General features: G+C 43.8%; 23 protein-coding genes. 13 read left to right on the top strand and 10 right to left on the bottom strand.

Annotated features, from left to right (window positions below):
- The first annotated feature begins 100 nt into the window (after positions 1–100).
- On the top strand, positions 101–382 hold the full coding sequence (locus AAAA78_RS10340; protein ID WP_340591953.1) for a metal-sensitive transcriptional regulator: 282 nt from the start codon (positions 101–103) through the stop codon (positions 380–382).
- A gap of 6 nt (positions 383–388) precedes the next feature.
- Positions 389–2,593 (top strand): heavy metal translocating P-type ATPase, encoded by a 2,205-nt coding sequence (locus AAAA78_RS10335; protein ID WP_340591952.1) that lies wholly within the window; start codon positions 389–391, stop codon positions 2,591–2,593.
- On the opposite strand, the gene AAAA78_RS10330 is transcribed toward AAAA78_RS10335, so the two are convergent.
- The 4 genes from AAAA78_RS10330 to AAAA78_RS10315 are packed head-to-tail and all read right to left on the bottom strand — an operon-like array spanning position 2,590 to position 6,937.
- Positions 2,590–4,203 carry a hypothetical protein gene (locus AAAA78_RS10330; protein ID WP_340591951.1) on the bottom strand — a complete coding sequence of 538 codons (1,614 nt, stop codon included), beginning with the start codon at positions 4,201–4,203 and terminating at the stop codon, positions 2,590–2,592. The two genes, AAAA78_RS10335 and AAAA78_RS10330, sit on opposite strands and share 4 nt — an antisense overlap.
- A gap of 45 nt (positions 4,204–4,248) precedes the next feature.
- Complete coding sequence (locus AAAA78_RS10325; protein ID WP_340591950.1) at positions 4,249–4,590, bottom strand: DMT family protein; 342 nt, start codon at positions 4,588–4,590, stop codon at positions 4,249–4,251.
- Positions 4,590–6,194 (bottom strand): Na/Pi cotransporter family protein, encoded by a 1,605-nt coding sequence (locus tag AAAA78_RS10320; protein ID WP_340591949.1) that lies wholly within the window; start codon positions 6,192–6,194, stop codon positions 4,590–4,592. The genes AAAA78_RS10325 and AAAA78_RS10320 overlap by 1 nt, the downstream gene beginning before the upstream one ends.
- The gene (locus AAAA78_RS10315; protein WP_340591948.1) at positions 6,191–6,937 is read right to left on the bottom strand and encodes a YoaK family protein; all 747 of its coding nucleotides are present in this window, start codon (positions 6,935–6,937) and stop codon (positions 6,191–6,193) included. Before AAAA78_RS10315 ends, AAAA78_RS10320 begins: the two co-directional genes overlap by 4 nt.
- A 62-nt stretch (positions 6,938–6,999) precedes the next feature.
- Between AAAA78_RS10315 and AAAA78_RS10310 the strand changes: the two genes are divergently transcribed.
- On the top strand, positions 7,000–7,410 hold the full coding sequence (locus AAAA78_RS10310; RefSeq protein ID WP_340591947.1) for a (deoxy)nucleoside triphosphate pyrophosphohydrolase: 411 nt from the start codon (positions 7,000–7,002) through the stop codon (positions 7,408–7,410).
- Here AAAA78_RS10310 and AAAA78_RS10305 read toward each other — a convergent pair.
- On the bottom strand, positions 7,395–7,784 hold the full coding sequence (locus tag AAAA78_RS10305) for a thiol-disulfide oxidoreductase DCC family protein (RefSeq protein WP_340591946.1): 390 nt from the start codon (positions 7,782–7,784) through the stop codon (positions 7,395–7,397). The genes AAAA78_RS10310 and AAAA78_RS10305 overlap by 16 nt on opposite strands.
- 78 nt (positions 7,785–7,862) lie before the next feature.
- Between AAAA78_RS10305 and AAAA78_RS10300 the strand changes: the two genes are divergently transcribed.
- Complete coding sequence (locus tag AAAA78_RS10300) at positions 7,863–8,480, top strand: LON peptidase substrate-binding domain-containing protein (RefSeq protein ID WP_340591945.1); 618 nt, start codon at positions 7,863–7,865, stop codon at positions 8,478–8,480.
- Here AAAA78_RS10300 and AAAA78_RS10295 read toward each other — a convergent pair.
- The gene (locus AAAA78_RS10295; protein ID WP_340591944.1) at positions 8,473–9,387 is read right to left on the bottom strand and encodes a COX15/CtaA family protein; all 915 of its coding nucleotides are present in this window, start codon (positions 9,385–9,387) and stop codon (positions 8,473–8,475) included. The two genes, AAAA78_RS10300 and AAAA78_RS10295, sit on opposite strands and share 8 nt — an antisense overlap.
- A gap of 58 nt (positions 9,388–9,445) precedes the next feature.
- Here AAAA78_RS10295 and AAAA78_RS10290 point away from each other — a divergent pair, with 58 nt between their 5' ends.
- The 5 genes from AAAA78_RS10290 (at position 9,446) to AAAA78_RS10270 (ending at position 16,240) form a co-directional block, all read left to right on the top strand.
- Entirely contained in the window at positions 9,446–10,375 is a 930-nt protein-coding gene (locus tag AAAA78_RS10290) for a cation diffusion facilitator family transporter (RefSeq protein WP_340591943.1), read from the top strand.
- 176 nt (positions 10,376–10,551) lie between these two features.
- Positions 10,552–13,539 (top strand): hypothetical protein, encoded by a 2,988-nt coding sequence (locus AAAA78_RS10285; protein ID WP_340591941.1) that lies wholly within the window; start codon positions 10,552–10,554, stop codon positions 13,537–13,539.
- Positions 13,536–13,982 (top strand): hypothetical protein, encoded by a 447-nt coding sequence (locus AAAA78_RS10280; protein ID WP_295900489.1) that lies wholly within the window; start codon positions 13,536–13,538, stop codon positions 13,980–13,982. The genes AAAA78_RS10285 and AAAA78_RS10280 overlap by 4 nt, the downstream gene beginning before the upstream one ends.
- On the top strand, positions 13,979–14,980 hold the full coding sequence (locus AAAA78_RS10275) for a hypothetical protein (protein ID WP_340591940.1): 1,002 nt from the start codon (positions 13,979–13,981) through the stop codon (positions 14,978–14,980). The genes AAAA78_RS10280 and AAAA78_RS10275 overlap by 4 nt, the downstream gene beginning before the upstream one ends.
- 18 nt (positions 14,981–14,998) lie before the next feature.
- The gene (locus tag AAAA78_RS10270; protein ID WP_340591939.1) at positions 14,999–16,240 is read left to right on the top strand and encodes an EF-hand domain-containing protein; all 1,242 of its coding nucleotides are present in this window, start codon (positions 14,999–15,001) and stop codon (positions 16,238–16,240) included.
- Here the strand turns inward: AAAA78_RS10270 and AAAA78_RS10265 are convergent, their stop codons facing one another.
- Together AAAA78_RS10265 and AAAA78_RS10260 are read right to left on the bottom strand one after the other, a co-directional pair.
- Positions 16,241–16,729: a TlpA disulfide reductase family protein gene (locus AAAA78_RS10265; RefSeq protein ID WP_340591937.1), complete on the bottom strand. Its 489-nt coding sequence runs from the start codon at positions 16,727–16,729 to the stop codon at positions 16,241–16,243.
- The gene (locus AAAA78_RS10260; RefSeq protein WP_340591936.1) at positions 16,730–18,130 is read right to left on the bottom strand and encodes an ABC1 kinase family protein; all 1,401 of its coding nucleotides are present in this window, start codon (positions 18,128–18,130) and stop codon (positions 16,730–16,732) included.
- A gap of 45 nt (positions 18,131–18,175) precedes the next feature.
- Here AAAA78_RS10260 and AAAA78_RS10255 point away from each other — a divergent pair, with 45 nt between their 5' ends.
- Positions 18,176–19,483: a cryptochrome/photolyase family protein gene (locus tag AAAA78_RS10255; protein ID WP_340591935.1), complete on the top strand. Its 1,308-nt coding sequence runs from the start codon at positions 18,176–18,178 to the stop codon at positions 19,481–19,483.
- A gap of 9 nt (positions 19,484–19,492) precedes the next feature.
- Complete coding sequence (locus tag AAAA78_RS10250) at positions 19,493–20,851, top strand: TIGR01777 family oxidoreductase (RefSeq protein ID WP_340591934.1); 1,359 nt, start codon at positions 19,493–19,495, stop codon at positions 20,849–20,851.
- Between the two features lie 11 nt (positions 20,852–20,862).
- Here the strand turns inward: AAAA78_RS10250 and gloB are convergent, their stop codons facing one another.
- Positions 20,863–21,621 (bottom strand): hydroxyacylglutathione hydrolase, encoded by a 759-nt coding sequence (gene gloB / locus AAAA78_RS10245; RefSeq protein WP_340591933.1) that lies wholly within the window; start codon positions 21,619–21,621, stop codon positions 20,863–20,865.
- A 111-nt stretch (positions 21,622–21,732) separates the two neighbouring features.
- Here gloB and AAAA78_RS10240 point away from each other — a divergent pair, with 111 nt between their 5' ends.
- Positions 21,733–22,158 (top strand): (2Fe-2S)-binding protein, encoded by a 426-nt coding sequence (locus AAAA78_RS10240; RefSeq protein WP_340591932.1) that lies wholly within the window; start codon positions 21,733–21,735, stop codon positions 22,156–22,158.
- Here the strand turns inward: AAAA78_RS10240 and AAAA78_RS10235 are convergent.
- Positions 22,139–22,396 (bottom strand): (2Fe-2S)-binding protein, encoded by a 258-nt coding sequence (locus tag AAAA78_RS10235; protein ID WP_340591931.1) that lies wholly within the window; start codon positions 22,394–22,396, stop codon positions 22,139–22,141. The two genes, AAAA78_RS10240 and AAAA78_RS10235, sit on opposite strands and share 20 nt — an antisense overlap.
- A gap of 128 nt (positions 22,397–22,524) precedes the next feature.
- Between AAAA78_RS10235 and greA the strand changes: the two genes are divergently transcribed.
- The gene (gene greA, locus AAAA78_RS10230) at positions 22,525–23,013 is read left to right on the top strand and encodes a transcription elongation factor GreA (protein ID WP_295900509.1); all 489 of its coding nucleotides are present in this window, start codon (positions 22,525–22,527) and stop codon (positions 23,011–23,013) included.
- The last annotated feature ends 48 nt before the right edge of the window (positions 23,014–23,061 follow it).

Below are 23,061 nucleotides of genomic sequence, written 5' to 3'. Positions count from 1 at the left end.
AGGGAGGGGGATAGGGATTTGTGACAAAAGAAAATAAAATATATTTCTGGCTTTCCTATACCCCAGGGGGGTATATAATAGGACCTATAAGAGGTGCTTTATGAAGAAAGAAACGGCTCCCCATCCTGATCACAGTGCTCATATCAAACGCCTGAACCGCGTGCGTGGTCAGTTAGATGGTATAGAAAAAATGATCACTGAGCGCCGGTATTGTCCGGATATTATTTTTCAAATCAGGGCGGCGGAAAAAGCTCTTAAAGCTGTGGAGTCTGAAATTATGAAAACGCATATTCATGGCTGCGTAAAGACGGCAGTGAAGTCCAAAGATAGCAAAGAAATTTCAACTAAAATTGACGAGATCATGTATCTCGTAAACAAGTAGGTCGTTATGGAAACAACAACAGAAAATAAAAATCAGACGGCAGAGTTGCAACTTATCGGTATGTCTTGCGTAAACTGCGCAGGAAAAATCGAAAAAACTTTGAATGCGATGCCAGACGTGAAAGCTACGGTGAACTTTGCCACAGAAAAAGCTCACGTGGAGTTTACTGAAGGAACGGTGAATATTGAAGCTCTGGTGAAAGCGATTCAAGACGTAGGTTACCAAGCTTTCGAAATTAATTCGGAGGTTGATTCCGAAAAGATTAAAGAAGAGGCAGCAGCGGAATATCGCAAAGAGTTGCTTCTGTTTATCGCTTCAGCGATTTTAACAGCGCCGTTTATTTTAGAAATGTTCGTGATGTTCTTTGGAGAACACAATGAAATCATGCCACGTTGGTTTCAGTTGATTCTTGCAACACCGGTTCAGTTTTGGATCGGGTGGAGATTCTATCGCGGCTCTTATTATGCTTTGAGATCGAAGAGTGCCAATATGGACGTCTTGGTGGCACTTGGTACCAGCATGGCCTATCTATTAAGTGTCGTGGTGACAGTGATGAATTGGCATCATCAGCACATTTATTTTGAGGCAAGTACAGCGGTGATCACATTGATCCTGTTGGGTAAATTGATGGAAAGCCGCGCCAAGGGTAAAACTTCGGAAGCAGTCGAAAGTCTTTTAAGGCTTCAACCTAAAAAAGCCTTTGTCGAAAGAAATGGCCAAGTGGTGGAAGTTCATATTCAGGACCTTGTCGCTGGCGATATCGTCATCGTAAAAAATGCGGAAGCGATCCCTGTTGACGGTTTGGTTGCTGAAGGTGTCTCGACTGTCGATGAGTCTATGCTGACAGGCGAAAGCATGCCTGTGGAAAAACGCACCGACGATAAAGTCTATGCGGCGACTCTTAATCAAGAGGGAACTTTGCGTATCAAAGCCACCGGCGTCGGCAATCGCACTCAGCTTGCGCAAATTATTAAAATCGTCACAGCCGCTCAAGGATCTAAAGCGCCTATTCAAAGACTGGCTGACAAAATATCCGGTGTCTTTGTGCCGATTGTTGTTGGGATCAGCGTTCTAACATTCTTTGGAACTTGGTTTTTCACCGGGGATTTGACAGCGGCATTTATTTCATCCGTGTCAGTTCTTGTGATCGCTTGCCCTTGTGCTTTGGGTTTGGCAACTCCTACTGCGGTTGTTGTGGGTATTGGCAAAGGGGCACAAGCCGGTGTTCTTTTCCGTGATGCAAAAGCTTTAGAGCTTGCAGAGAAAATCGATGTTCTTGTTTTGGATAAAACAGGAACAATCACAGAAGGCAAACCTGTTGTAACTGAAGTCGTTACAATGTCAGGGCAAGATAAAGCCAAGGTTATTCAGTGGGCGGCAAGTCTAGAGGGCGGGTCATCCCATCCATTGGCTCATGCAATTGTTGAAGAAGCGAAGAAGGAATCTTTGCCGTTGCTTTCGGTGAAAAATTTTAAATCTATCACAGGGCAAGGTATTGAAGGTGATATCGATGGAGTTTCCTATAAAATCGGCCGTCCTTCATGGGTGGCTGCCGCGTTCTCTTTAAATCAAGAGTTAATGCATAAGCTTGAGTCTCAAGGCCAGACGGTGATGGTTCTTGCTAACAATGAAAGAATTCTGGGTTATGTTGCTGTCGCTGATAAGATCCGTGAAAGCTCCAAGGCGGCCATCAGCGATATTCAGAAAAGGGGCATCAAGGTGATGATGTTAACCGGCGATAACGAAGGAACTGCCAAAGAAATCGCTCGCCAAGCGGGAATCACAGAGTTTAAACACAGCGTGAAGCCTGCGGATAAAGCCAATGTCATCGTGACTTTGAAAAGGAAGAAACAGCGCGTGGCCATGGTCGGAGATGGTATTAATGATGCTCCAGCCTTAGCAATGGCAGACGTGAGTTTCTCGATGTCTTCAGGAACTGATATTGCCATTGAGACCGCGGATGTGACATTGATGAAGAATGATCTTCAATCTGTGGCTCATGCTGTTGAATTGTCACATATGACTTTAAAAAAGATTCGTCAGAACTTGTTCTTTGCTTTCATCTATAACGTTTTAGGTATTCCACTTGCTGCGTTAGGAATGCTAAACCCGGTGATTGCGGGAGCGGCCATGGCGATGAGCTCTGTGTCTGTCGTTAGTAATTCATTGTTGCTGAAACGCAAACGAGTGGGAGCAGAGGTGAAAGGTTAGCCTTTTTCTTTTGATTTAATATAAGCTTCGCGCAACCAAAGGCGGATGTGTTTAAGATAGTGGTCCTTCATCCCGAAAAAGACGAAGTGATTCAAAAAGAACTCTCCGCCGTTTTTGTCCTCTTCCGTGAAGTTCACGGTTCCTGTGATTTCAGGCGTCTCGGTTTCTTCGGGGCGCCATAAGATAAACTCTCGGAAAGCGCCTGTGCTCATCGCACGGTAATACTTAAGCACCAGCCCCGCTTCAGAAATCTGCGTGATCTCAACCGGATTAGCGACCTTCAAGACGCTATTGTCCTTAATGCTAGAAACGGTGGAATTTTCGCGATTTAGAAGAGTGGAATGCTGCGAGAGGATTTTTTTAAGAATGTAGCCTTTGTCGAGAGGAATGAAAAAGATTTCTTTGCTCCAAGAAGCAATATTTCTGATCTCGTCCGTCGGGACTTTTTTTCGAGAAAGCAAATATAAATGCGGTGGACCTGACGTGGAAATGGCGTGCTTGGTGGCTCGGTCTTGCAGATACTGGCAGATTTGTCCCCAGCGTTTTTCCTTTTCAATCTCAAAAAGATCATAGCTCGCAAAGACCATATCAAATTGCGGTGGAAGTTCCTGACGGTTGACCGTGTCCTTGTCAGAAAGATCTGAAAGCAGTTGTCCATAGTGAGCGTAATTGTAAATTTCTAGATTGGAGATTTTTTCGCTCAGAAAATTTTTAATTTCCAGGCCTGCGGCGACGTCTTCGTCGATGACCAGAACTCTCATGGTGCTACCTTGAGTGTTCATAAGATTGTGAACTTCGTGAGATTTGTTTTGGAGAATGCTTCGTCGGATCTGGCTTATCTGTTTGTTGTCGGCGCCAAAGAAGTGAAACTCACAAAGATATTCTTTGTCGGCGGAAGCCGAAGCTGCCGGGGCAATTTCTTTGCAAGAGTGACAGTACGCAAAAATACTTCTTTTGTTTTCTGCCTTAAAGACGTCGCTATAGTACTTCGTTATGGCTCCGATTTTGATCTCATGATTGTTGATCGTCGTAAATCCGATTTCGGAGATGCTGTTAAAAGCAACCTCTTTAAGCATTTCAATTGTGGACTGAATTTTCATTGCCGCCACGGTGCCTGTATTCACAGGATGGTGCCCCGTAAGAGCGTACTCAAGATGTTGCTTCAGAATTAATTTATCAAAGGGTTTAAAGATCACATTATTAATGATGCGTTCTTCAGCGAGTGCAATGTCGAAGTCAGGACTATCGAAAGCGGTCAAGATCAGGGCCGTGGGTTCTTGTTCTGAGCACATTTTCTTGCGCACGAAAAAATCGCGGGCTCGTTTGATGAGCCCCATATTCTTTGCACCAAAAAATTCGTATTTTGCGACGACCAATCTTAATTCATGGGTGTCAGACGCGGTGATCTCTTCTGAGTCATCATCTTTATATTTTTGCCCGCCAGGGGCTAAGGATTTTGCACCTTCGTGGACTGCGAATTTAAGCCATTCGTGAAATTGTGCAAGAGTGAGAAAAAAGCGAATATGAAGCTTTGGATCTATACTTTTTAAAGTCTCATACAGATCCTTTTGAATACGTTCATCATCTTCCAGGACGTAAATGAACTTCATATGTGTTCATTATATCTTGAAATGAGATAAAAGAGCGAATTTTTTCTAAGCAGACCTAAAAATAAAATAAACGGCGCCAATAAGGCATAGGCCCGCCCAGAGAAAATCTAGCTTCAATGACTGTTTCATATAGAGAACTGAAAACCCGGCAAAGACCACCATGGTGATCACTTCCTGGATGATTTTAAGCTGAGGAAGCGTGAACTGACCATAGCCCATTCGGTTGGCAGGAACCTGTAAAACGTATTCAAAAAAGGCGATACCCCAGCTTATAAGGATTGCTACCCAAAGAGCTGACTCACGAAGAGACTTTAAATGCCCGTACCAGGCAAAAGTCATAAAAATATTCGAAAGAAACAGCAGGCCGATGGGTGTAAAGGTAGACATTATGTAGACCTCGAATTGTAAGCGTGATTGCAAAGCAGACTTGCAATACGGCGGTATTCACTCAGTAAATCCAAGTGAATAGAGCTGGTGTTGATGGAAGTGTTAATGCCACGGTTGAGACGGCTGATATGATTCTCGCGCAGAGTGATCTCCGTCTTGGCAAGATCACGTTTTAACTGAATGGCTTCTTCGCAAAGTTCTTTGTTTTGATAAGCATTGATAGCCATGGCCGCGACCTTGACGACTTGTTCGTGCATTTTACGAATTTCAGTCCAGCCTTCGCCAGAGAATTCAAGTTTTAGGGCATTCTTTTTAATCGCCAAGGCGAGGATATTGATATCAATAGCGTCGGCTGCTCTTTCTAAGTCACTCAAGAACATGATCATATTCATCACGTTTTGATGAACGACGGTATTTGATTTATTCGCATGATCCAATAAGAACATTTTGGTTTCGCGATAGAGGAAGTCGATTTTGTTGTCGCGGTCTTTGATGGAATCAAAATCTTTTGGATCGTTTGTTTCAAACAGACGGATAGAGTCTTTGATCATTCCCAGAACGATATCCGCTGTACGCATGATTTCGCGATTGGCGTAAGAAATTGCCAAGGCGGAGCTTTGATAGTTATTGAGATTCACAAACTCCGTTCCGAACTCTTCAGAAGCGGCTTTCGGGAACATCTTTTCAATCATCTCGGCCCCTTTGTTAATAAACGGATAGAAAAGCACAGCCGACAGAACGTTAAAGATCAAATGCGCATTGGCGATGGAACGTGACAATGTCGTATCGAAGGTCGTTAAGAAATCAATGAAGAGCTGAGTGAAGGGATAAAAAATCACGACGCTGATAGTTTTGTAAAAGAAATGCGCCCAGGCAACTTGGCGTCCGACGTAGTTACCTCCAGCTGCCGCAATCAAAGCGACTGATGTCGTGCCGATATTAGCTCCATAAACCCACAGCATCGCATCGTAGAAAGTAATCGCTTTCACTGTCGCTAAACTCATTGCAAGACCAATAGTCACGGCACTGCTTTGAACAAAGGCGCAGAAAATAATCGAAATCAAAAGTGAGTAGCCGGGATTTTCACGAACACTTTGGAAAAGATCGGTGAGCATAGGATTTTCAGCAAAGTGATGTGAAGACACCGAGATCAGATTTAAACCTAAAAACAAAAGGCCAAAGCCCATGAAAACCAGAGACAGATTTTTGAAAACAGTTTTCTTGGCTTTAAAGTAAAACGCAAATGCGATAGCGAACACAGGCAAAGCATATTGACCTAAATCCAAAGAGATGAATTGGACTGTCAGTGTTGTACCGATCGCCGTTCCAATGATCACACCCATCACCTGACGGAGATTGATCACACGCGCAGAGCCCAAGCCCACAAGCATTGATGTCACAGCCCCCGAACTTTGCATCAGAGTTGTCAGGACAACGCCTGTTAAGATCGCAAGAAATTTACTTTGTGAAAGGCGATTTAAAAGAGATGTGATTTTTCCGGCCATCAACTTTTCAAGAGAGGATGAAGCCAATCCCATTCCATACAAAAACAGCGCGACTCCGCTGACAAGAATAATGAAATAGGAATTATGGGTGTCGATCATGATGTTTTATCCGTTCTGCCGCCGAAGAAGTGAACTAAACTCCAAAAGAAGAGGATTGTAGCAATACTACAAGGGATTAGGAAGCCCCAATACTCTGCGTGAAGATAAACGTAGGCCGAAAGAAAGGAGCCCAACATGAAGAAGGTGATGATACCAGCTCTCATCCAGTTTGCGCGAATTTCATTCGTGCGCGGCTGAATTTTATGTGTGCCTGTGAGAATGCGCACAACGCCGATTCCCAAATCAGTGGTGATGCCTGTTAAGTGTGTTGTGCGAATGATCGCTCCGAAAGCGGAGGTCACCGTGCCATTTTGAATTCCACATGCTAAGCACAGGGCCGCCAGCAAGAGATAATCTTTTGCGACAATGGGTGCTCCAAATTCTCCAAAATATCCAAGCTTTCCCGCGATCGTCACGGATAACGTGAGTGATAAAATTAAAAATAGCACCACGGGATAAAGAGGACGTCGGCCCGTCTGAATCCGGCGATCGACTAAGAAGGCCGAGAGCATTGTGCCTCCGATGAAAAATCCCGGCACAGCCATCATTCCCAATGCGGGAGTGATTTTTCCACTCGCAGCCTCTGCGCCGACAAGAGTTCCAAAACCCGTGACGTGAGAGACAAAGCGGTGACAGGAGAGATAACCTCCGGTGTTAATGGCGCCAGCTTGAAAGGCCATGGAAAGCCAGATTGCAACGTTGGATTTACTATAATGCGAAAGTGTCTGCTGATAGGAAAACATACTGATAAATAGAGTAAAACATTCCTTCTAAAAAGACAAAAGACAGCTATATACTTAGGTCTATGCGAAACGAACCTGTCGTGGTTGTTGCGGCCCTCATCAGAAGGTACGCCGACCCAGAAAAAAGAATTTTGATTGTGCGTCGAGGGCCCGGGCAAAGTGGTGCGGGCTTCTGGGAGTTTCCCGGTGGAAAAGTCGAAAAAGGCGAGTCGCCTGAACAAGCTTTGCTTCGTGAGATCGAAGAAGAGCTTTCGGTCTCTATCCGAGTGGGAGATTTTTTAGGTGAAGGAGATTTTGCTTATCCGACAAAGCTCATCCGTTTGAAAGTCTACTGGGCTGAAACGGATGATGGGACGTTAAAGCTCTTAGAGCATGATGCGTTTAAGTGGTGTTTGCCGGAAGAAATTGTGACTGAGGAATTGTCCGAAGCGGATCGGCCGTTTGTGGCGCAAATTCTTCAGTCTAGTAAATAAGAGCGCTCTTCTTTGGTGGGGAGGCGACAAAACTCGCGTTTGCCAAACCAGGCATATCTGTTTTTTGCGACCCAATTATAAATCATATCGCGCATTGGACCTGGAATAATCCAGGCGATCGAAAGGATTTTATAAAGGCCGCCTAATTTTGTGAGGATTTTTAAGATCGCAGCAGACCTGTGATAAATCTTGCCTGCCTCAAAGTAGATCACTGTATCAAGTTTAACACGGTCTTCAGAGGGCAAAAGCTCTTCGGCGGTTGTTCCTTGAAGTGGAGCAAACAGCAAAGTATGACTCTTGTCGCGACTGATAACAGCATCGACAAAACCATTGCAAAGGTGACAGACACCATCAAAAAAGACTACGTTTCTCATTTTTAGGTCCACCTTTTCCATAGCAATTAAAGATTACAGTCTTTATAATAGAGATTCAAGTTGAGGAGTCTTGTTCGCATGGAAGTCTTTCTTTTTCCTCTAGTTAACGTGACTTTGTTCCCACGAACAACAAAGCCTCTCAATATTTTTGAGCCTCGTTATCTTTCCATGATCAAAGAAGCCGTTGAAACTCAGACACCTATCGCGGTGGGTTTCATTGAGGACCCGTCCAAGGTCTCGTCGGTTCGGCCGGGCGAGAAAGTTCCTTTTGTTCGAGAGGTCGCGGGTTACGGTTACGCGCAAATCGTCGAGGAAAGATTGAACGGAACCCTTTTGATCTTTTTGCAGGGGCAAGGCAAGTTACGACTGGGTAAGGTCCTTGACCGTGGAACTCCGTATCTTATTTGCGAGGGTCAGATTATTCCTGAAAAAACCGTTCTTGAGCCAGAGCTTCGCAGCGAGCTTAATTCTTTACATAAGATTTTGACTCGATGGATTCATACGCACATTCCAGATCCTGCGCAAAGAGATCTGTTCATGCGAAATATGGTTCAGCCCGAAGAGATTGTCGGAAGTTTTGCTTCGTATCTGGTGCGTGACTACGATCTGCAGCAGATGGTTTTAGAGTACGACGATATCAATGAAAAAGTTCATTTCCTTCATCGTTTGATGGAATCCAACGAGTTGACTACTTAAGTTCAACTCGCTCACTGCGCGCAAAAAAGACCCACTGAAGTAAAATCACCCAAATCGTGTGCGCCAATGCCAAGTGCACAATCTTCATCCACACGGGCGCATGAAGAATCAAAGTCATGATTCCAAAAATAATCGCTGTGACCAGAGCCAAACTCATTTGATACGAGCGACGCTCTAATAAAAGCGATTCCGCAGTTTGCGCTTTCACCCAGAAGAACAAAGCAAGGCTGCCTCCACCGAGTAAAGCAAAAAGAGGATGAAGACCGCGCAGTCGTACTAAAAAGTGGGACTCGGTTGAAAAGTCAGCAAAAAATCCTTCAAGCAGATTTTCCGTCGGGAAAAGTGAATTTGAAAGCGAAGCCCACGCTCCTGTAATTCCAATGACGACGATAATCCACGGAAGAAGTCTGTAGCGGCGGTCTTCTTTGTTTGGAGGCGGAAGGTCTTTCGTGATTGTGGCCCCTGCAAAAGCGAGAGCCGCAGCGCCCGTAAGCATGAAGGAGTTCACTTGATGAAGGGCCATCACGAACGCTCTGTAAGGAGTGTCGTTTGTAGTAACAAGTTTGAATAGAACAAGCTTCGCCCCAAGAAGAGCTTCAGTGATCATAAAAATCAAAGTCGCTAAAGCGGCCTTTCTTACAAAGTGTCCCTTCGGATAAACTTTGCGAGCCACCCACCAAAAATAAATCACAACAAAACCGTAAATGCCAGACATGAGCCTATGAGCATATTCCACCCACGTCTTGCCTCGTTGCGCTTCAGGAATCAACTGGCCATGACAAAGAGGCCACGTATCTCCACAGCCATCTCCCGAATGGGAAATGCGAACCCAAGCTCCCCACAAAATGACTAGAAGTGTGTAAATAAGAAGGCTAAATGCAAGTTTCTTGTATTGAGGCTTTGTCATAGTGATTAACCAACTATCACAGATTGACTTCGCAGGCTAGAAAAGACTTAAATGAACTATGTCTGAATCTAAAGGTCATCATCATCACCATTCACACTCTCATGGACATCACCATCATCATTCTCATGCTGTCGTGGGTCGCATGAAGCTGGCTTTGGCGTTGAATTTTGGTTTTGCTTGCATCGAGCTTGTGGGCGGAATTCTTACAAACAGCGTGGCGATTTTAAGTGATGCTCTTCATGATTTCGGAGATGCATTGGCGATGGGCCTTGCGATTTTTCTAGAGAAATTTTCTCATAGAAAAAGTGATGGCAGCTTTTCATACGGGTACCGTCGTTTTTCCACTTTAGGCGCTGTGATTACAGGCGTGATTTTGGTTGTGGGTTCCATTTTTATTTTGATGGAAGCTGTACCGCGCTTGATGGCTCCGCAACAACCCCACGCGGATGGAATGATTTTGTTAGCGATTCTTGGTGTGGCTGTGAATGGTTTTGCAGCCTTCCGTGTTTCAAAAGGCGAATCCCTTAATGAGCGAATGCTCATGTGGCACATGCTTGAAGATGTGATTGGATGGGCGTTGGTTTTGGTGGGCGCAATTGCGATGAAGTTCTTCCATATTCCACAGCTTGATGCGGGGATGGCTATTGCTTTGGCCTTGTGGATTATGTTTAATGTTTTTAGAAATCTGCGTGAAGCTTTAAAGGTCTTCTTAATGGCATCTCCCACACAGATTCAAGTCAGTGAAGTGGAAGGTGCGATTCGTAAGCTTGATAACGTCGTCGATGTTCATCACGGTCATTTGTGGTCTTTGGATGGGGAAAGTCACATCTATACAGCTCACGTTGTTTTGGGTTCTTCTGCGACTGTCTCAGATATGGAAACAGTTAAAGTCCAGGTAAAAAATCTTGTTAAAAATTTTGGGATCGTTGAGGCGACAATTGAAACGGAAGTTTCCGGTGCCTCCTGTGTCGATCCTGAACACGAATAGCTTTTTTCAAGTTTATTCTCTTTTTCATCTCACTCTAAGAATTTTATACGTTTCGCTTTGAGAATTATCTCAAAGCGAGGCGCGCTTTCATTTCAATTTATTTAGTTGCTCGCATAAGTATAAGTTTTCGCAAGATTTTGCCGATAACAGAGACAGGAAAAAGTAAGGAAACATTTATGCTTAAGTCGGTACGTAACTCAGCAGGTAATGTTTTGTTGCAAATCTTGGCCGCCACCGCCGTGATGAGTACTTCTTTTTACTTCCTCACGAACTACGTGATTGGACAGAAAGAGCAAGTAGGTACAACGGTCAACCTGGTAAACCTGCGATTTGCTCTTAACAGCGCCATGGACTATGTGATTTTCGGTGTTAGACAGAAATACTGTTTTACGCCGGATTATGCGCTTCTGAACGACACGCCTGATAAGTGCAACCTTGTGCACTCCGGAAACGTTGAGCGTGTCTTGATGTCTGTGGAACAGGAAAACTTTATCAAAGGCTTGATTGCCGCCAATCAAAACGTAGGACCTGTAAACCCCAGTGAAATCCGCCTTTCAAAAATCAGTCGGCTGATTGACGTTACCGTGGCCACGACAGACCATCCTCTGTTTCCAGTATTAAACAGTTTACGTTCAGTAAAGGGGCCTGATGGAAATCCAGTGAAAGTGGGATTCATCTCCGTTGATATCCAACGTGATGACAGTCCTTATCTTCCAAGAGCCGGTCGAGAAGTATATCTACAAATTCATGTGGCTTTGAAAGAATTTAAAGAGTCAGATCCTATAGCATTCGGCCGAACGAAGATGGAAATTAATTCCCAAATTGTTGTCTACCCGCGTGAAGTAGGTTCTTTTGCGTTGTTAGTCCCTGGAGATCTGCATTTGGATTTGCCTTGGGATTACACTTTCGCGCCGAAAACGGGCAGTGTTTCTCTTCATAAATTTGGATCTCGTTCTGATTTGGGATCAAGCCCAGGACTTGTATTTAATAGTCCTGTTTTTGTGAATAAAGACATTTATCTTCCCGAAGATAACGGACCAGCGAATCAGGTAGACGGGAATACACAATATAGTGCAGTGACTTTCGCTGAACGGGTTTATCTCGGCAACGGTTGGGTCAAAAAAGGAAATAACGAAGTTTATTCTCCACGTTCAATGGGCGGTTTGGCCGATCGTTATTGGGCCGATGCCCGAACTTTTGGTGGTTTTTTAAAAGGGATCGAAAATGATGGTGGTCTTGATAAAGGCCTTGAAGTTTTCAAAAACGGTCCTGGTTCAACTAGTACAGGTTCATTAGCAACAAGCATGGAGCTGATGAAGAAATGTATCGACTTTGCGCTAAGTAGAGCCAAAGTTGATACAATAACTCAGAAATCTAAATTAGGTGCGAGAAAGACCAACGAGACAATGTCACAGTATGATTACCGCATCACACTCTCTAACGGGAATGAATTTTCTCGTCAGTGGAACGCTTTACGTATCAATACATCTCAGTGGGGTGATGGAAAAGTCGAAATTGATCAATCCGACATTTATTTCGGCGGCGCCGTGATGGAATTTCGCATCTATGTTGGGGGCCGATACGTAGATTTCCAATTGCCAAGAAATGGTTACGCGAAAGTTATCGTTCCTGTTGGATCACCTGCTTATGAAAATACGTTAGTGAATGCAAAAACGACAGCTGAAGCAAAATACAATACTGCATTGAAAGATCAAAAAGCGCTAGATCAAAAGTTAAGCTACGACCGTAAACTTTTAAATGAAACGAAAAATCAATTAGCTGAAGAAGAAGCAAAACCGAAAAGAACCGTCGCAAGCACAACAGATACTTCCGGAACTCAGACGACACAAACAACTCAGAGTGGAACTACATCAGGGACAACGTCTGGAACAACATCCGGCGGCACTACAACCGGTGGAACTACAACAGCTCAACAACCAGCGGATAATGTGGACTATCAAGATCCTCAACTTATTAGTTCTTTAGAAGCGAAGATTAAAGATCTCAATGCCGAGATCTCTGATTTGGTGAATAACAAAATTCCTGCTCAAGACAGTGTCGTGAACTTGGCCTCAAAAGATGTGGATATGGCGAAAACAAACTACAACGCTTATCTAAATTTAAAGGCCAATCCGCCTGTTATTGAAGTCGATACTTCGCGAGTTAAAACTAAATGGGACTATGCAGACGATAAGTTGGATATTGACTTCACCGTAACGAATGCAAAAAGCTTTTTGGATGCAAATGGTAAATTAGTAGCGCCCGTTGTGGGACTTCAGGCCTATGATGGAACCTTTTATAGAAGTGAACCTCTCTATGGCATACCATCAAATGAAAATTTGAAAGGCTATCTGAATTTTAAATTTAATAACTCGCAGTTATATCTTGATGGTCCTGATTATGCGACTAAAGAGGCAAACTCAACGATCATAACTGCAGATGTGGATGATACGGATTACACGGCGTTGGCAGCGCAGTGTGAGGCGGCCCGTAATGCCGCAACTTCACAATCATTCGGTGGCGCAGGCTGGAATACAGATTTTAGTCCGAGCACACGCATCTCCTGGAATTTTGCCGGAACTCAAAATACCAAAGCAGGGGAGGATCCCGCTTTGAACGAGCTTATTTGGAATAGTACCAATGCAACTCGTGCCAATGCGACATTCCAACTACGATCTATCGTTGGTAAGTGCGTGATTCAAGAGTCGGCAGAGTTTGTTACTGGATTTGTGGCTTGTGATGATTTGGAAATCGAGAAAAGAACAAAACCGTTACGCATCATTGGAACGTTTATCGTCGGCAAATTGAGAATCCATAGTGATGCGATCAAAGCAGGAATTAACTGGAGTTCGATTTATTCTCCTCAAGCCACTGTTGAACTGCGTAATGCGAGAATTCTACAATCCAAGTCGGGCCGTTCATGTGACGATAAGAACGCGGACCCAATCTGGCATCCAATTCCTTCAGCAATTGAAGTTTCGGATCGCATGTCATGCAATGCTATCAGTCTTCGCGGTAAAGCAGATCCCTTTCAATGGACAACTGTTGATCCCGACTGCGGTCTTGTTGCGGGTTCAGGTACAACAAGCTCCTCAAATACGACATGTAAGCGTCGCATGGTTCGATTCTTCGTCGTCGAGCAATCAAGAGAGGGTGGAATATGATCTTAAATAATCGAGGTCAAACAATCGTTGAATCTCTTGTAGGACTTGGTTTGATTGCCATTGTCGGTTCTGCTTTTATCGGAGGAATGGTTTCTTTAAGAAACACATCCCGCAGTACCGTAGTGATGTCTTCTTCCGAAAAACAAATTGCCGATATAGCTGAGAATATCAAATCGGGTGTCGAAAACTACCAAGTAAATTTTAATTATAAAACCGCGGCGGGAGAAATGTTGGCGCCGGACAGTCTGCCCATGGCATGGGATAATGGAAAGGTCGCTCTTCGTGAAGACTGTCCCGATTGTGCTGGAACGTACGGTTATGTCATTCAACCGTATGAATCTTATCGTGGCCTTTATAAAGTAACTTTGCGAATGACACATAAAATGTGGGCCGCAAAAGGCGAGCCGTACAAAGACTATATTTTCGTGGTGAGTGCAAAATGATGTTAAGAACTAACAAAGGTTTTACCGCCGTAGAAGTAGTTGTGGGGATCGGCCTGATGGCCGCTCTCACGATGGTTATTGTAACGACTCAGCTGTTTGTTTCTAAGGATCAAGCTCAGTTAAAAGACAAGCTTGAGGATTCCATTGATACAAACTTAGCGGAAAGGGTTATTTTTTCTGATCTCAATAATTCCGATCCTTCCTATAACAATGTAAATCTCAAAGACGATAAAGGGCTTTCCTTCTTCGATTATTATCCGGATGTCCCCCAAAATGCCCTTAAAGGAAAAATTGAGAGAGATATCGTCTTAACTCCGACAGGAAACCGCACTGATTTTTATATCATGGTTCAGGATGTTAAATCGGGAGCTCTTCTAAATTATGATCCTCCGGCGGCTTATAATATTGGGCCTGTGCCTGCTGACTTTAATCTGTCTGCAACTTTAGAGTTTCAAACAGTCAACCATAATAATTTCGTGAAAAATCAACGGAAGGAATTCTGGGTTGATGGCAAAATTTTGATGCTGGATACGCCGGCTCGCATTCGTCCCATGGACAGTTTAGGTAATGTGGACCTGACTGTGGCTCCCCGCAGCCCTATATTTGTGGGCTCGGTAAAAGGACAAAGAATGGATATGGACATCGCCATTAAAGGTTTTCTAAATATCAAGCATCCAGAAACGGGAAACGAAATTACAACGGCAGATTCATTCTTAAGAACCATTCCTTCAATGGGTGGTGGTATTCCGCTAGTACGCCTTAGACCGGTAAGATTTATTCGATACTATTTGGAAAGGTATGAGGACAGTCGTTATACATCGACGCCTGCTCGTTTGTATAAAACTACTTTCGAAAATGGAACATGGTCTCAGCCTTTCTTGTTAGCGGATAAGGTGAAAGAGTTCATGGTCCGCAGAGACTCTGTGATCAAAAAAATGATTTATTTTAAAGTTAAAAAGATGTCAGACGAAGACAAGGTGAAAACCGCGAGTCTTTAGGAATTTTTTGGGGGAAATATGAAACGTCATGCAAGTTTTATCACGTTCTTGCTAGGTATGACAGTCGGCGTGCTGGCAGGGGCTACTGAAAAAGATATGCCGATGGCAGTGAATACAAACACCTCTGGAGACTCTGTCGCGTCAGCTCCTGCTGCAGGCATGGTATCTCGCTCTGGTAAATCAGCGGTTAACGTCCGAATTAACAATTCGTGCTTTGGAACGAACTTGCGGGGCGTGGGAAATCCACTGTCACCCAGTGCGATCATCACGGCAAATTTGAATCTTGTTATTGGCGGTAAAGAATATCCTATTATGGTGAAATATCCATCTGGACTAGTTACTGCTGAGGGAATGAAGACGAACTCTGTAAAGCCTATGAGCGCAGAAACATTTAGTATTCCAGGTGGAGGATCAGCAGGTATTTACGGAAATACTGTATTGCTGAAGACTCCGATTCCTTCGGGAGTATCCATTGATTCTACCGGAAACATTGTCGTTCAAAGTGTCGGTGATGTTTATTTAAAGAGTTACAGCTTTGAACAAACGGTGGACTGCTCGAATCAATCTGCGGTTTACGGGGCTTACGGCTATTCGTCATACAAACCAACTCATAGTTGTGGTGAATATATGGGTAAAGACGGTCCCATTTCCGCCTCTTTTGGTGGCGTGAATGTCTCTTCAGACCGTACAAATGTAGAGATCAACGTGTCCTTTCCAGGACAAACGGGTTTCTGCGGAGGTTATTGGTCTCCGTTGATGGTCTTCTTTAATAATGAAAGGCCTACTTTCACGAACTCCAGCACTTTCCCTTTGAATCCAACTGGAAAAACAATGTGGCCCGAAGCCAACTCGCCAGGTTGGTTTGTGGCAATTGATCGCAATAAAACCGGAATGATCGAAGAGAAAAACGAACTCTTCGGTGATAATGCCTCTGTTGAAAATGGCTTCGAAGTCCTGAAGCAATTCGATTCCAACAAAGACGGTGTGATCGACAAAAAAGACAAAGACTTCAACAAGCTCGTTCTTTGGAATGATAAAAACGGCGATGGCATTTCGCAAAAAGAAGAAATGGTGAAGCTCTCTAAAAAGGTCGTGAAGATTTCACTCGACTACAAAAAAGGAATTTTAGAACCCATTGGACGTTACGCAGAAGCGCGCGAACGTGCGAAATTCTGGTATAAGGAAAACGGTAAGATGAAAACGGGCGATATTATCGACATCTGGCTTGCGCCAGCGGAAACTCGTTTAAGTCAGAAATAGTTATTTCAAAAGTTCTTGAATCTTCTTTTCTAAAACCTGTGGTTTGTCCTCGCTAAATCCGCGAAACAGAGCCACAGGTTTTAAATTTTTATCAAAGACAAAAAGCGAAGGCAGCGCCTGTACCTTAAAATCTTTAACCATTGATTTAGTCTTATCAAAGTAAATCGTGAAATTTAATGGATGAGACTTTAAAAACGCGTCACGCTCTTTTAAATCATCGTCTTCATTGATCGCGATAACGACCAAGCCTTTATCCTTGTACTTCTTAAAAAGGCGATTGTAGTGCGGTAAAGCCTCTTTACAGGGCTCACACCAAGAAGCCCAAAAATCAATCAGAACGACTTTTCCTTTAAGCTCGTTCAAATTTGAGATTTTACTTCCTTGGATCAGATCCGATGGTAAAGCTTTGAACTCAACGCCGACGGGCGCCTTTTGCGCAAAAACATTCAAGCTCATAAAAACAACTAACGCCAAAAGCAAAGCACGCATCTAAGACACCTTTTCAATATATTTTAGCAAAAGATCACGCCCTCGAATTTTAGCGCGCATCACGGAAAGGAAAATAAAAACACCGCCGGTTTTACGATCCAGGAAAATCATCTCCTTAGGAGGAGTTCTCCAGGAATGTTTTCGCACGATCTGAAAAACCTTTTTAGATAAACGCTGCGGAAGGTCCGTGTTTTTCCAATCGTAAGTGCCATCCTTATCTATTTGCCCTGCCTTGTTGCGAGGATCTTCGTAAGTGATAAACGGCTCAACAGTTTCAAAACAAAATTCTTCAAATACTTTTTTCAAGTCTTCGTCGTCATCACTCTGAACGAAGCCTAACTCCAAGGCGGCTTGAAAGAATGTATTGTGATCGTTAAGAAGAGATCCTTTCACCATACGACGGTAAGGGTGCATAAACTCTTCCGTATACCTTCGAGTCGCGCCGAAATCTAAAAGCACAAGTTGATCGTGGCCCTGGGGATTGATGCGGATCCGGTAGTTCCCACTGTGGGGATCGGTCTGCACAACGCCCCAATCAAAGATTTCTTTAAAGTAGAGGTCTAAAAAATTAAGGGCGATTTTATTACGTCTTTCTTGCGACAGACTTTGAATCAAAGGGTCATCCGCGCGCAAACCGCGCTCAAAGGTCGTGGCAAGAATTCGTGGCCCAGAAAACTCTCGAAGAACTTTAGGAACGACAAAGCGTGTGTCATCCTTAAGGCGTTCATAAAATTCTTCCGTCAATTGTGCTTCCAGTTCGTAATCGGTTTCCTGCGATAACATTTCCCGAACTTCCGCAAACAACGGATCTAAATTGAAATCCCGAGGCAGTAATTTCAGTGTTCCCAATAAGGTGCGGATCGCCCTCAAATCGCTATCAATCGCTTTATCGACATTAGGATACTGAATTTTAAGAACAATACTTTCCCCTGTGGCTTTGATTCGAGCGCGATGGACTTGCCCCATAGAGGCTGAAGCCAAAGCTTCTTTCTCGATATCCAAAAGAGCTAACTTTTTTTCGGAAAGATTTTTCTTTAGTGTCGGTTCAATAGCTTCCCAAGAAAGGGGAGGCGAGTCAGACTGAAGCGATTTTAAAAGCTCGTTGGCTTCAGGAGGTAGGAAATGTTCTCCGTACATGGAAAGCATTTGTCCTGCTTTCATCAAGCTGCCTTTTAATTCTCCGAGTTCTGAACTTATCAGAGAAGCTTGGTTTTGCAGAAGTCGTTTCCAGTTTTCTTCTTTTGCCTCTTTGTTTTTTAAAGCGGAGGTGACGCCATGCTGTGCAATCGAAGCTCCTGCTTGAAAGGTGAGCTTCGCCAAAGACAAACTCCGTGAGAACATCGAGGATTTAATGCGCTCAAGGTTCTTCGTTTGTTTTTTGGCAGACTTTTTTTCGTCCATGGAAACTAAATTTACCTTAACTTTTGGAAATGTTAAACTTTTATTATGGCAAAAATAACGATCTTCTGGTTCCGCCGAGACCTGCGTCTTCATGATAACGCAGGTCTTTTTTATGCTCTTAAAGAAAAAGCTGACGTTCTTCCGCTTTTTATTTTCGATACAGATATTCTAAGCAAGTTAAAAGATCCTGCTGACGCACGGGTTTCCTTTATTCATCAAACAGTTTCCGAAATAAAAGAGTCTCTGCAGAAACAGGGAAGTGATCTTCTTGTGCGATACGGAAAACCACAAGATGTATTTAAGAGTCTTTCTCGCGAAATGGAAATTCACTCTATTTACACAAACCACGATTACGAACCGGCAGCTAGAAGGCGGGATCAGCACATATCTGAGTGGGCCAGTAAATCCGGTATCGAATATAGAACATTTAAAGATCAAACTCTGTTTGAAAAAGATGAAATCCTCACTGCATCGGGAAAACCCTACACTGTTTTTACGCCCTATAAAAATAAAGTTTTGGCGACCTTGGATGATTTCTATTTAGAATCTTACCCGAATGAAAATTACGAAAAAAGCTTCATCAGGCAGCCGAAGCCGGAAAAAATGATCTCCTTGGAGGAGATGGGTTTTAAGAAAACAAAAATAAAGTTTCCAGCTTTAACACTTTCGAGCGAAGTTTTAAAAAATTACGCGCAAAATCGCAATTTTCCGGCTCTGGAAAATGGCACTACTCATTTGGGAATCCATCTGCGTTTCGGCACTTTGAGTATTCGAGAGGCGGCTCGTGCTGCTAGAAAATATTCAGAAACATGGCTCAGCGAGTTGATCTGGCGCGATTTCTTTATGCAAATCTTATGGCACTTTCCAGAAGTAGAAAAACACAGTTTTCGTCCTGAATACGACAAGATTTCCTGGCGAAATTCGTCAAAAGATTTTGCCAAATGGTGCGAAGGGAAGACTGGCTATCCTCTTGTAGATGCCGGGATGAGAGAGCTTAACGCTACTGGATATATGCACAATCGTGTGCGTATGGTGACGGCAAGTTTTTTGTGTAAGCATCTTTTGATTCACTGGTATAAGGGAGAAAGGTATTTTGCAGAAAAGCTTCTGGATTATGACTTGGCTGCGAACAATGGTAACTGGCAGTGGGCGGCGGGATCAGGTTGTGACGCGGCTCCATACTTTCGAATTTTCAATCCACAAGCTCAAGCAGAAAAGTTTGATCCTGACGGAGAGTATATAAAAAAATGGGTGCCAGAGTTTCAAACATCCCGTTATCCTGAACCCATGATTGAACATGCAGAAGCCCGCGGTCGCTGTTTGCAAGCATTCACAAAAGCTTTAAAGAAGTAGGAGACTTTTATGCGAATTCTTATCACCGGAGCCACAGGTTTATTGGGGAGAGAAATCGGAAAAGTTCTAGCGGAAAAAGGTCATCACCTTTTAGTGGTGAGTCGTAATCTCGCAAAGGCGCGCGAAGTGTTGCCGTTTCCCTGTGAAATCATTGTGGGTGATTTGAACGAAGGTCCATTGAAAGACGCTCGTCTTAAAACAGTTGAGGCTGTTATTAATTTAATGGGCGAGACGGTGGTTGAGAGATGGAACGAAGAAAAAAAAGAACGCATTTACAACTCCCGCGTGATTGGCACTAGAAATTTGGTAGCAAGTTTGCCGACAGACATTAAGACATTCGTATCAGGCTCCGCTATCGGCTATTATGGAAACTGTGGCAGTGAATTTTTATATGAAGAGCATAATGCCGGAAAAGATTTTCTCGCAAAGCTTTGTGTGGATTGGGAAGCCGAAGTAGAAAAAGCTCCCGGCAGAAAAGTTTGTATACGCACAGGCCTTGTGTTGTCCCGTTACGGTGGTGCCTTGGATGAAATGCTTTTTCCTTTCAGAGCCGGCGTCGGTGGGGCGTTAGGGGAAGGTCAGCAGTGGATGAGTTGGATCCATATCAAGGATATTGTGGGTCTCTTTGTATTTGCTCTTGAAAATTCAAAAGCACACGGTCCTATCAACGGCTGTGCTCCGCTTCCAGTAACCAATAAAGAGTTTTCGCAAACACTTGCTGAGGCAGTTGGACGAAGTTTGGGACCCAGTGTTCCGCATATGGTTTTAAAATTGATTTACGGCGAAACAGCGGATGTGATCCTTTCGTCTATTCGCGGTTCTGCAGAAAAAGCGGAGGCGTTGGGATACGAGTTCCATTTTCACGAACTCAAGGAAGCTTTAAATGAAATTTGTGCGCCATTTAAAGCCGGAGAAGATGTTTTTCTTGCTGAGCAGTTCCTGCCTGAACCACCCGAAAAAGTTTTTCCGTTTTTTCAGGACGCAAATAATCTTGAAAAAATCACACCACCGACTTTGAATTTTCATATTGAAAAAGTATCAAGTCCCGAAATCACACAAGGGACTTTGATTGACTACCGTTTGAAAATTCACGGCATTCCGGCAAGGTGGAAAACGGAGATTGATGAATGGCAGCCTCCTTATAAATTCGTCGATACGCAGCGCTTTGGTCCCTATCGCTTTTGGCATCATACCCACGAGTTTCGTCCTTTCTGCGGTGGAACTCTCATGGTGGATCGCGTCCGTTACCGACTGCCTCTAGGGTATCTTGGTTGGATTTTAGGAGCTAAATTTGTAAAAAAAGATGTGCAGAATATTTTTTCATTTCGAAGAAATTATATATCAACCATGGGTGGGGCGGAGAGCTGATGACGAACGGCTTACTGTTTGTTGCGAAGCTCGCGTAGATAAGTGAATTGCTGCACGTTTCGGGCTAACAAAAAAGGATTCACCTTTTTTTCAATAAAAAGTTTTAAGGGCACGCTAGGAAGATCAAGACTGCGGCGGTTGGTCAGCTCGTTTTCGTAAAGTGCAAGACCTTCATCATCTCCAGTAATCGGAGAGTCATCCAGATTGCTCAGCATTTTACAAAAATGCAAATTCGTTTCGGTGTATTCGTGAGTGCAATAAACCAATGTTTCTGAAGGCAGGGATTTAATTCTCTGCAAGCTTTGATACATTTGTTCATAAGTCCCCTCAAAAAGACGACCGCAACCAAGACCAAATAAAACATCGCCCGAGAAAAGCCATTTTTTAGTTTGATTCCAGTAAGCAACATGCCCCAGAGTGTGTCCCGGAAGTTCCATCACAGAAAACGAAAAACCGCCGACCGAAATTTCATCTCCTTCTTTGACGAACTGGTCGGCATATGAAATTTGGTTTTTATTTTTCTGTGGAGCAAAAACCGGCGCAGCAAAAGAATTCTTGAGTTCTTTTACACCACCGACATGATCACTGTGATGATGTGTTAGTAAAATTCCTTTTAAGGATAGACCTTCACGTTGCAAGAAGGCCGCAATGGCTTTAGCTTCGCCTGGGTCGACAACCAAGGCTTCCTTTTTGCCTTCGTCCACGAGGACAAAGACATAATTGTCTTCAAAGATAGGAACGAGTTCTACTCGCGAAACAGCTGGAGCCATATTTCTTATTCTCTGATTTCCGAAATTGATTTTCAAGACCTAGGTTCGATTGATTAATAACAATAACTGGCCTTGGTCATAAAGGTCCTTTGTCCTAACATAAGACTTAATATGAAGATCAAAGTGGAACTTGAGGGACGAGATTATATTGAAGTGGAATGCGAAGGAGAAGACCCAAAATCTCCGGGAGCCTTGAAGAAGGTGTCATTTCTGGGCTGCTCAACGTTTCTCGAAACAATGCAGGATCTGCGAAAAAAGTTTGGTCCGGATCTTAAGAAGTGGTCTTTGCCACAAGGGCACGATCATTCCAGTCTTTTGATTAAAGAAATGATTTTAAAACTGCGCGGCGAATGGGCTTTTCCCTACGACGAAGAAGAGCTTTGTCATTGTCGAACTATTCCAACTCACACAGTGGATCAGGCCATTATCGCCGGAGCCCACACCCCAGAAGTGGTGACTCGACAAACCTCCGCCAGCACGGCCTGCGGGACTTGTCGTCCTAACGTGCAAAAAATTATTAACTACCGGCTTTCTTAGGTTCTTTTCCCGTAAGATCCTCAACAATCTTTTCGGGAAACTCACCATGCTGAAGATAATATTCCAAAAGCGGTCCCAACTTCCGGCGGCAAGAACCCCCACAGGGGCCAACGCCTGCGCTGGTTGTGTCGAAGATTTCATTTAAAGTGTGGGCCCCATTGCGGATCGCTTCCTCAATGGTTTCGCGGCTGATGTTATTGCAGCGACAGATAATTTCGGTTTTCTTCTTTGGGCCCATATCTGAATTGTAATGCCGCGCAATGCAAAAAGGTACGCCGTACTAGCCTAAAGTGCGGCGCGTTACATCTCATTGATAACTGGGGCATAATCCTGTAAAACAGGTGTCCTTCTAACAACGGAGCTGAAATGGCTAATCCTACAACTGATAAACTTCCTATGACAATTCGCGGAAAAGCGATGCTTGAAGCAGAGCTTAAGAAGCTATTGTTAGAAGAAAGACCGTCTGTCATTCGTGCGATCGAAGAAGCACGCGCTCAAGGTGATATTTCTGAAAATGCGGAATATGAATCTGCAAAAGAGCGTCAGGCTATGATTGAGGGAAGAATTGCTGAAATTCAAGGCAAACTTGCCGGCGCTGAGGTTGTCGATACATCAGCGATTAAAGCAGATCGCGTTGTTTTCGGTGCCTATGTGAAAATCGTGGACACAGAATCAGAAGAAGAATTCAACTACCAGATTGTGGGTGTTGATGAATCTGACGTGAAACAAGGGATGATTTCAATCCTTTCTCCTTTAGCTCGTGCCTTGATCGGCAAAAAAGAGGGCGACACAGTTACAGTGCAAAGTCCCAAAGGTGACAAAGAGTTCGAAATCCTTTCTTTCGGATATAAGTAATTTTTCTTTGAAAAGACATTGTCGGTCCATGGTGAGACCTGTGACAAT

This window comes from Bdellovibrio sp. BCCA (genome assembly GCF_037996825.1).
Lineage (GTDB): Bacteria > Bdellovibrionota > Bdellovibrionia > Bdellovibrionales > Bdellovibrionaceae > Bdellovibrio.
The sequence above is the reverse complement of the archived record's forward strand: the minus strand, read 5'-3'. Positions and strand labels throughout refer to the sequence as shown.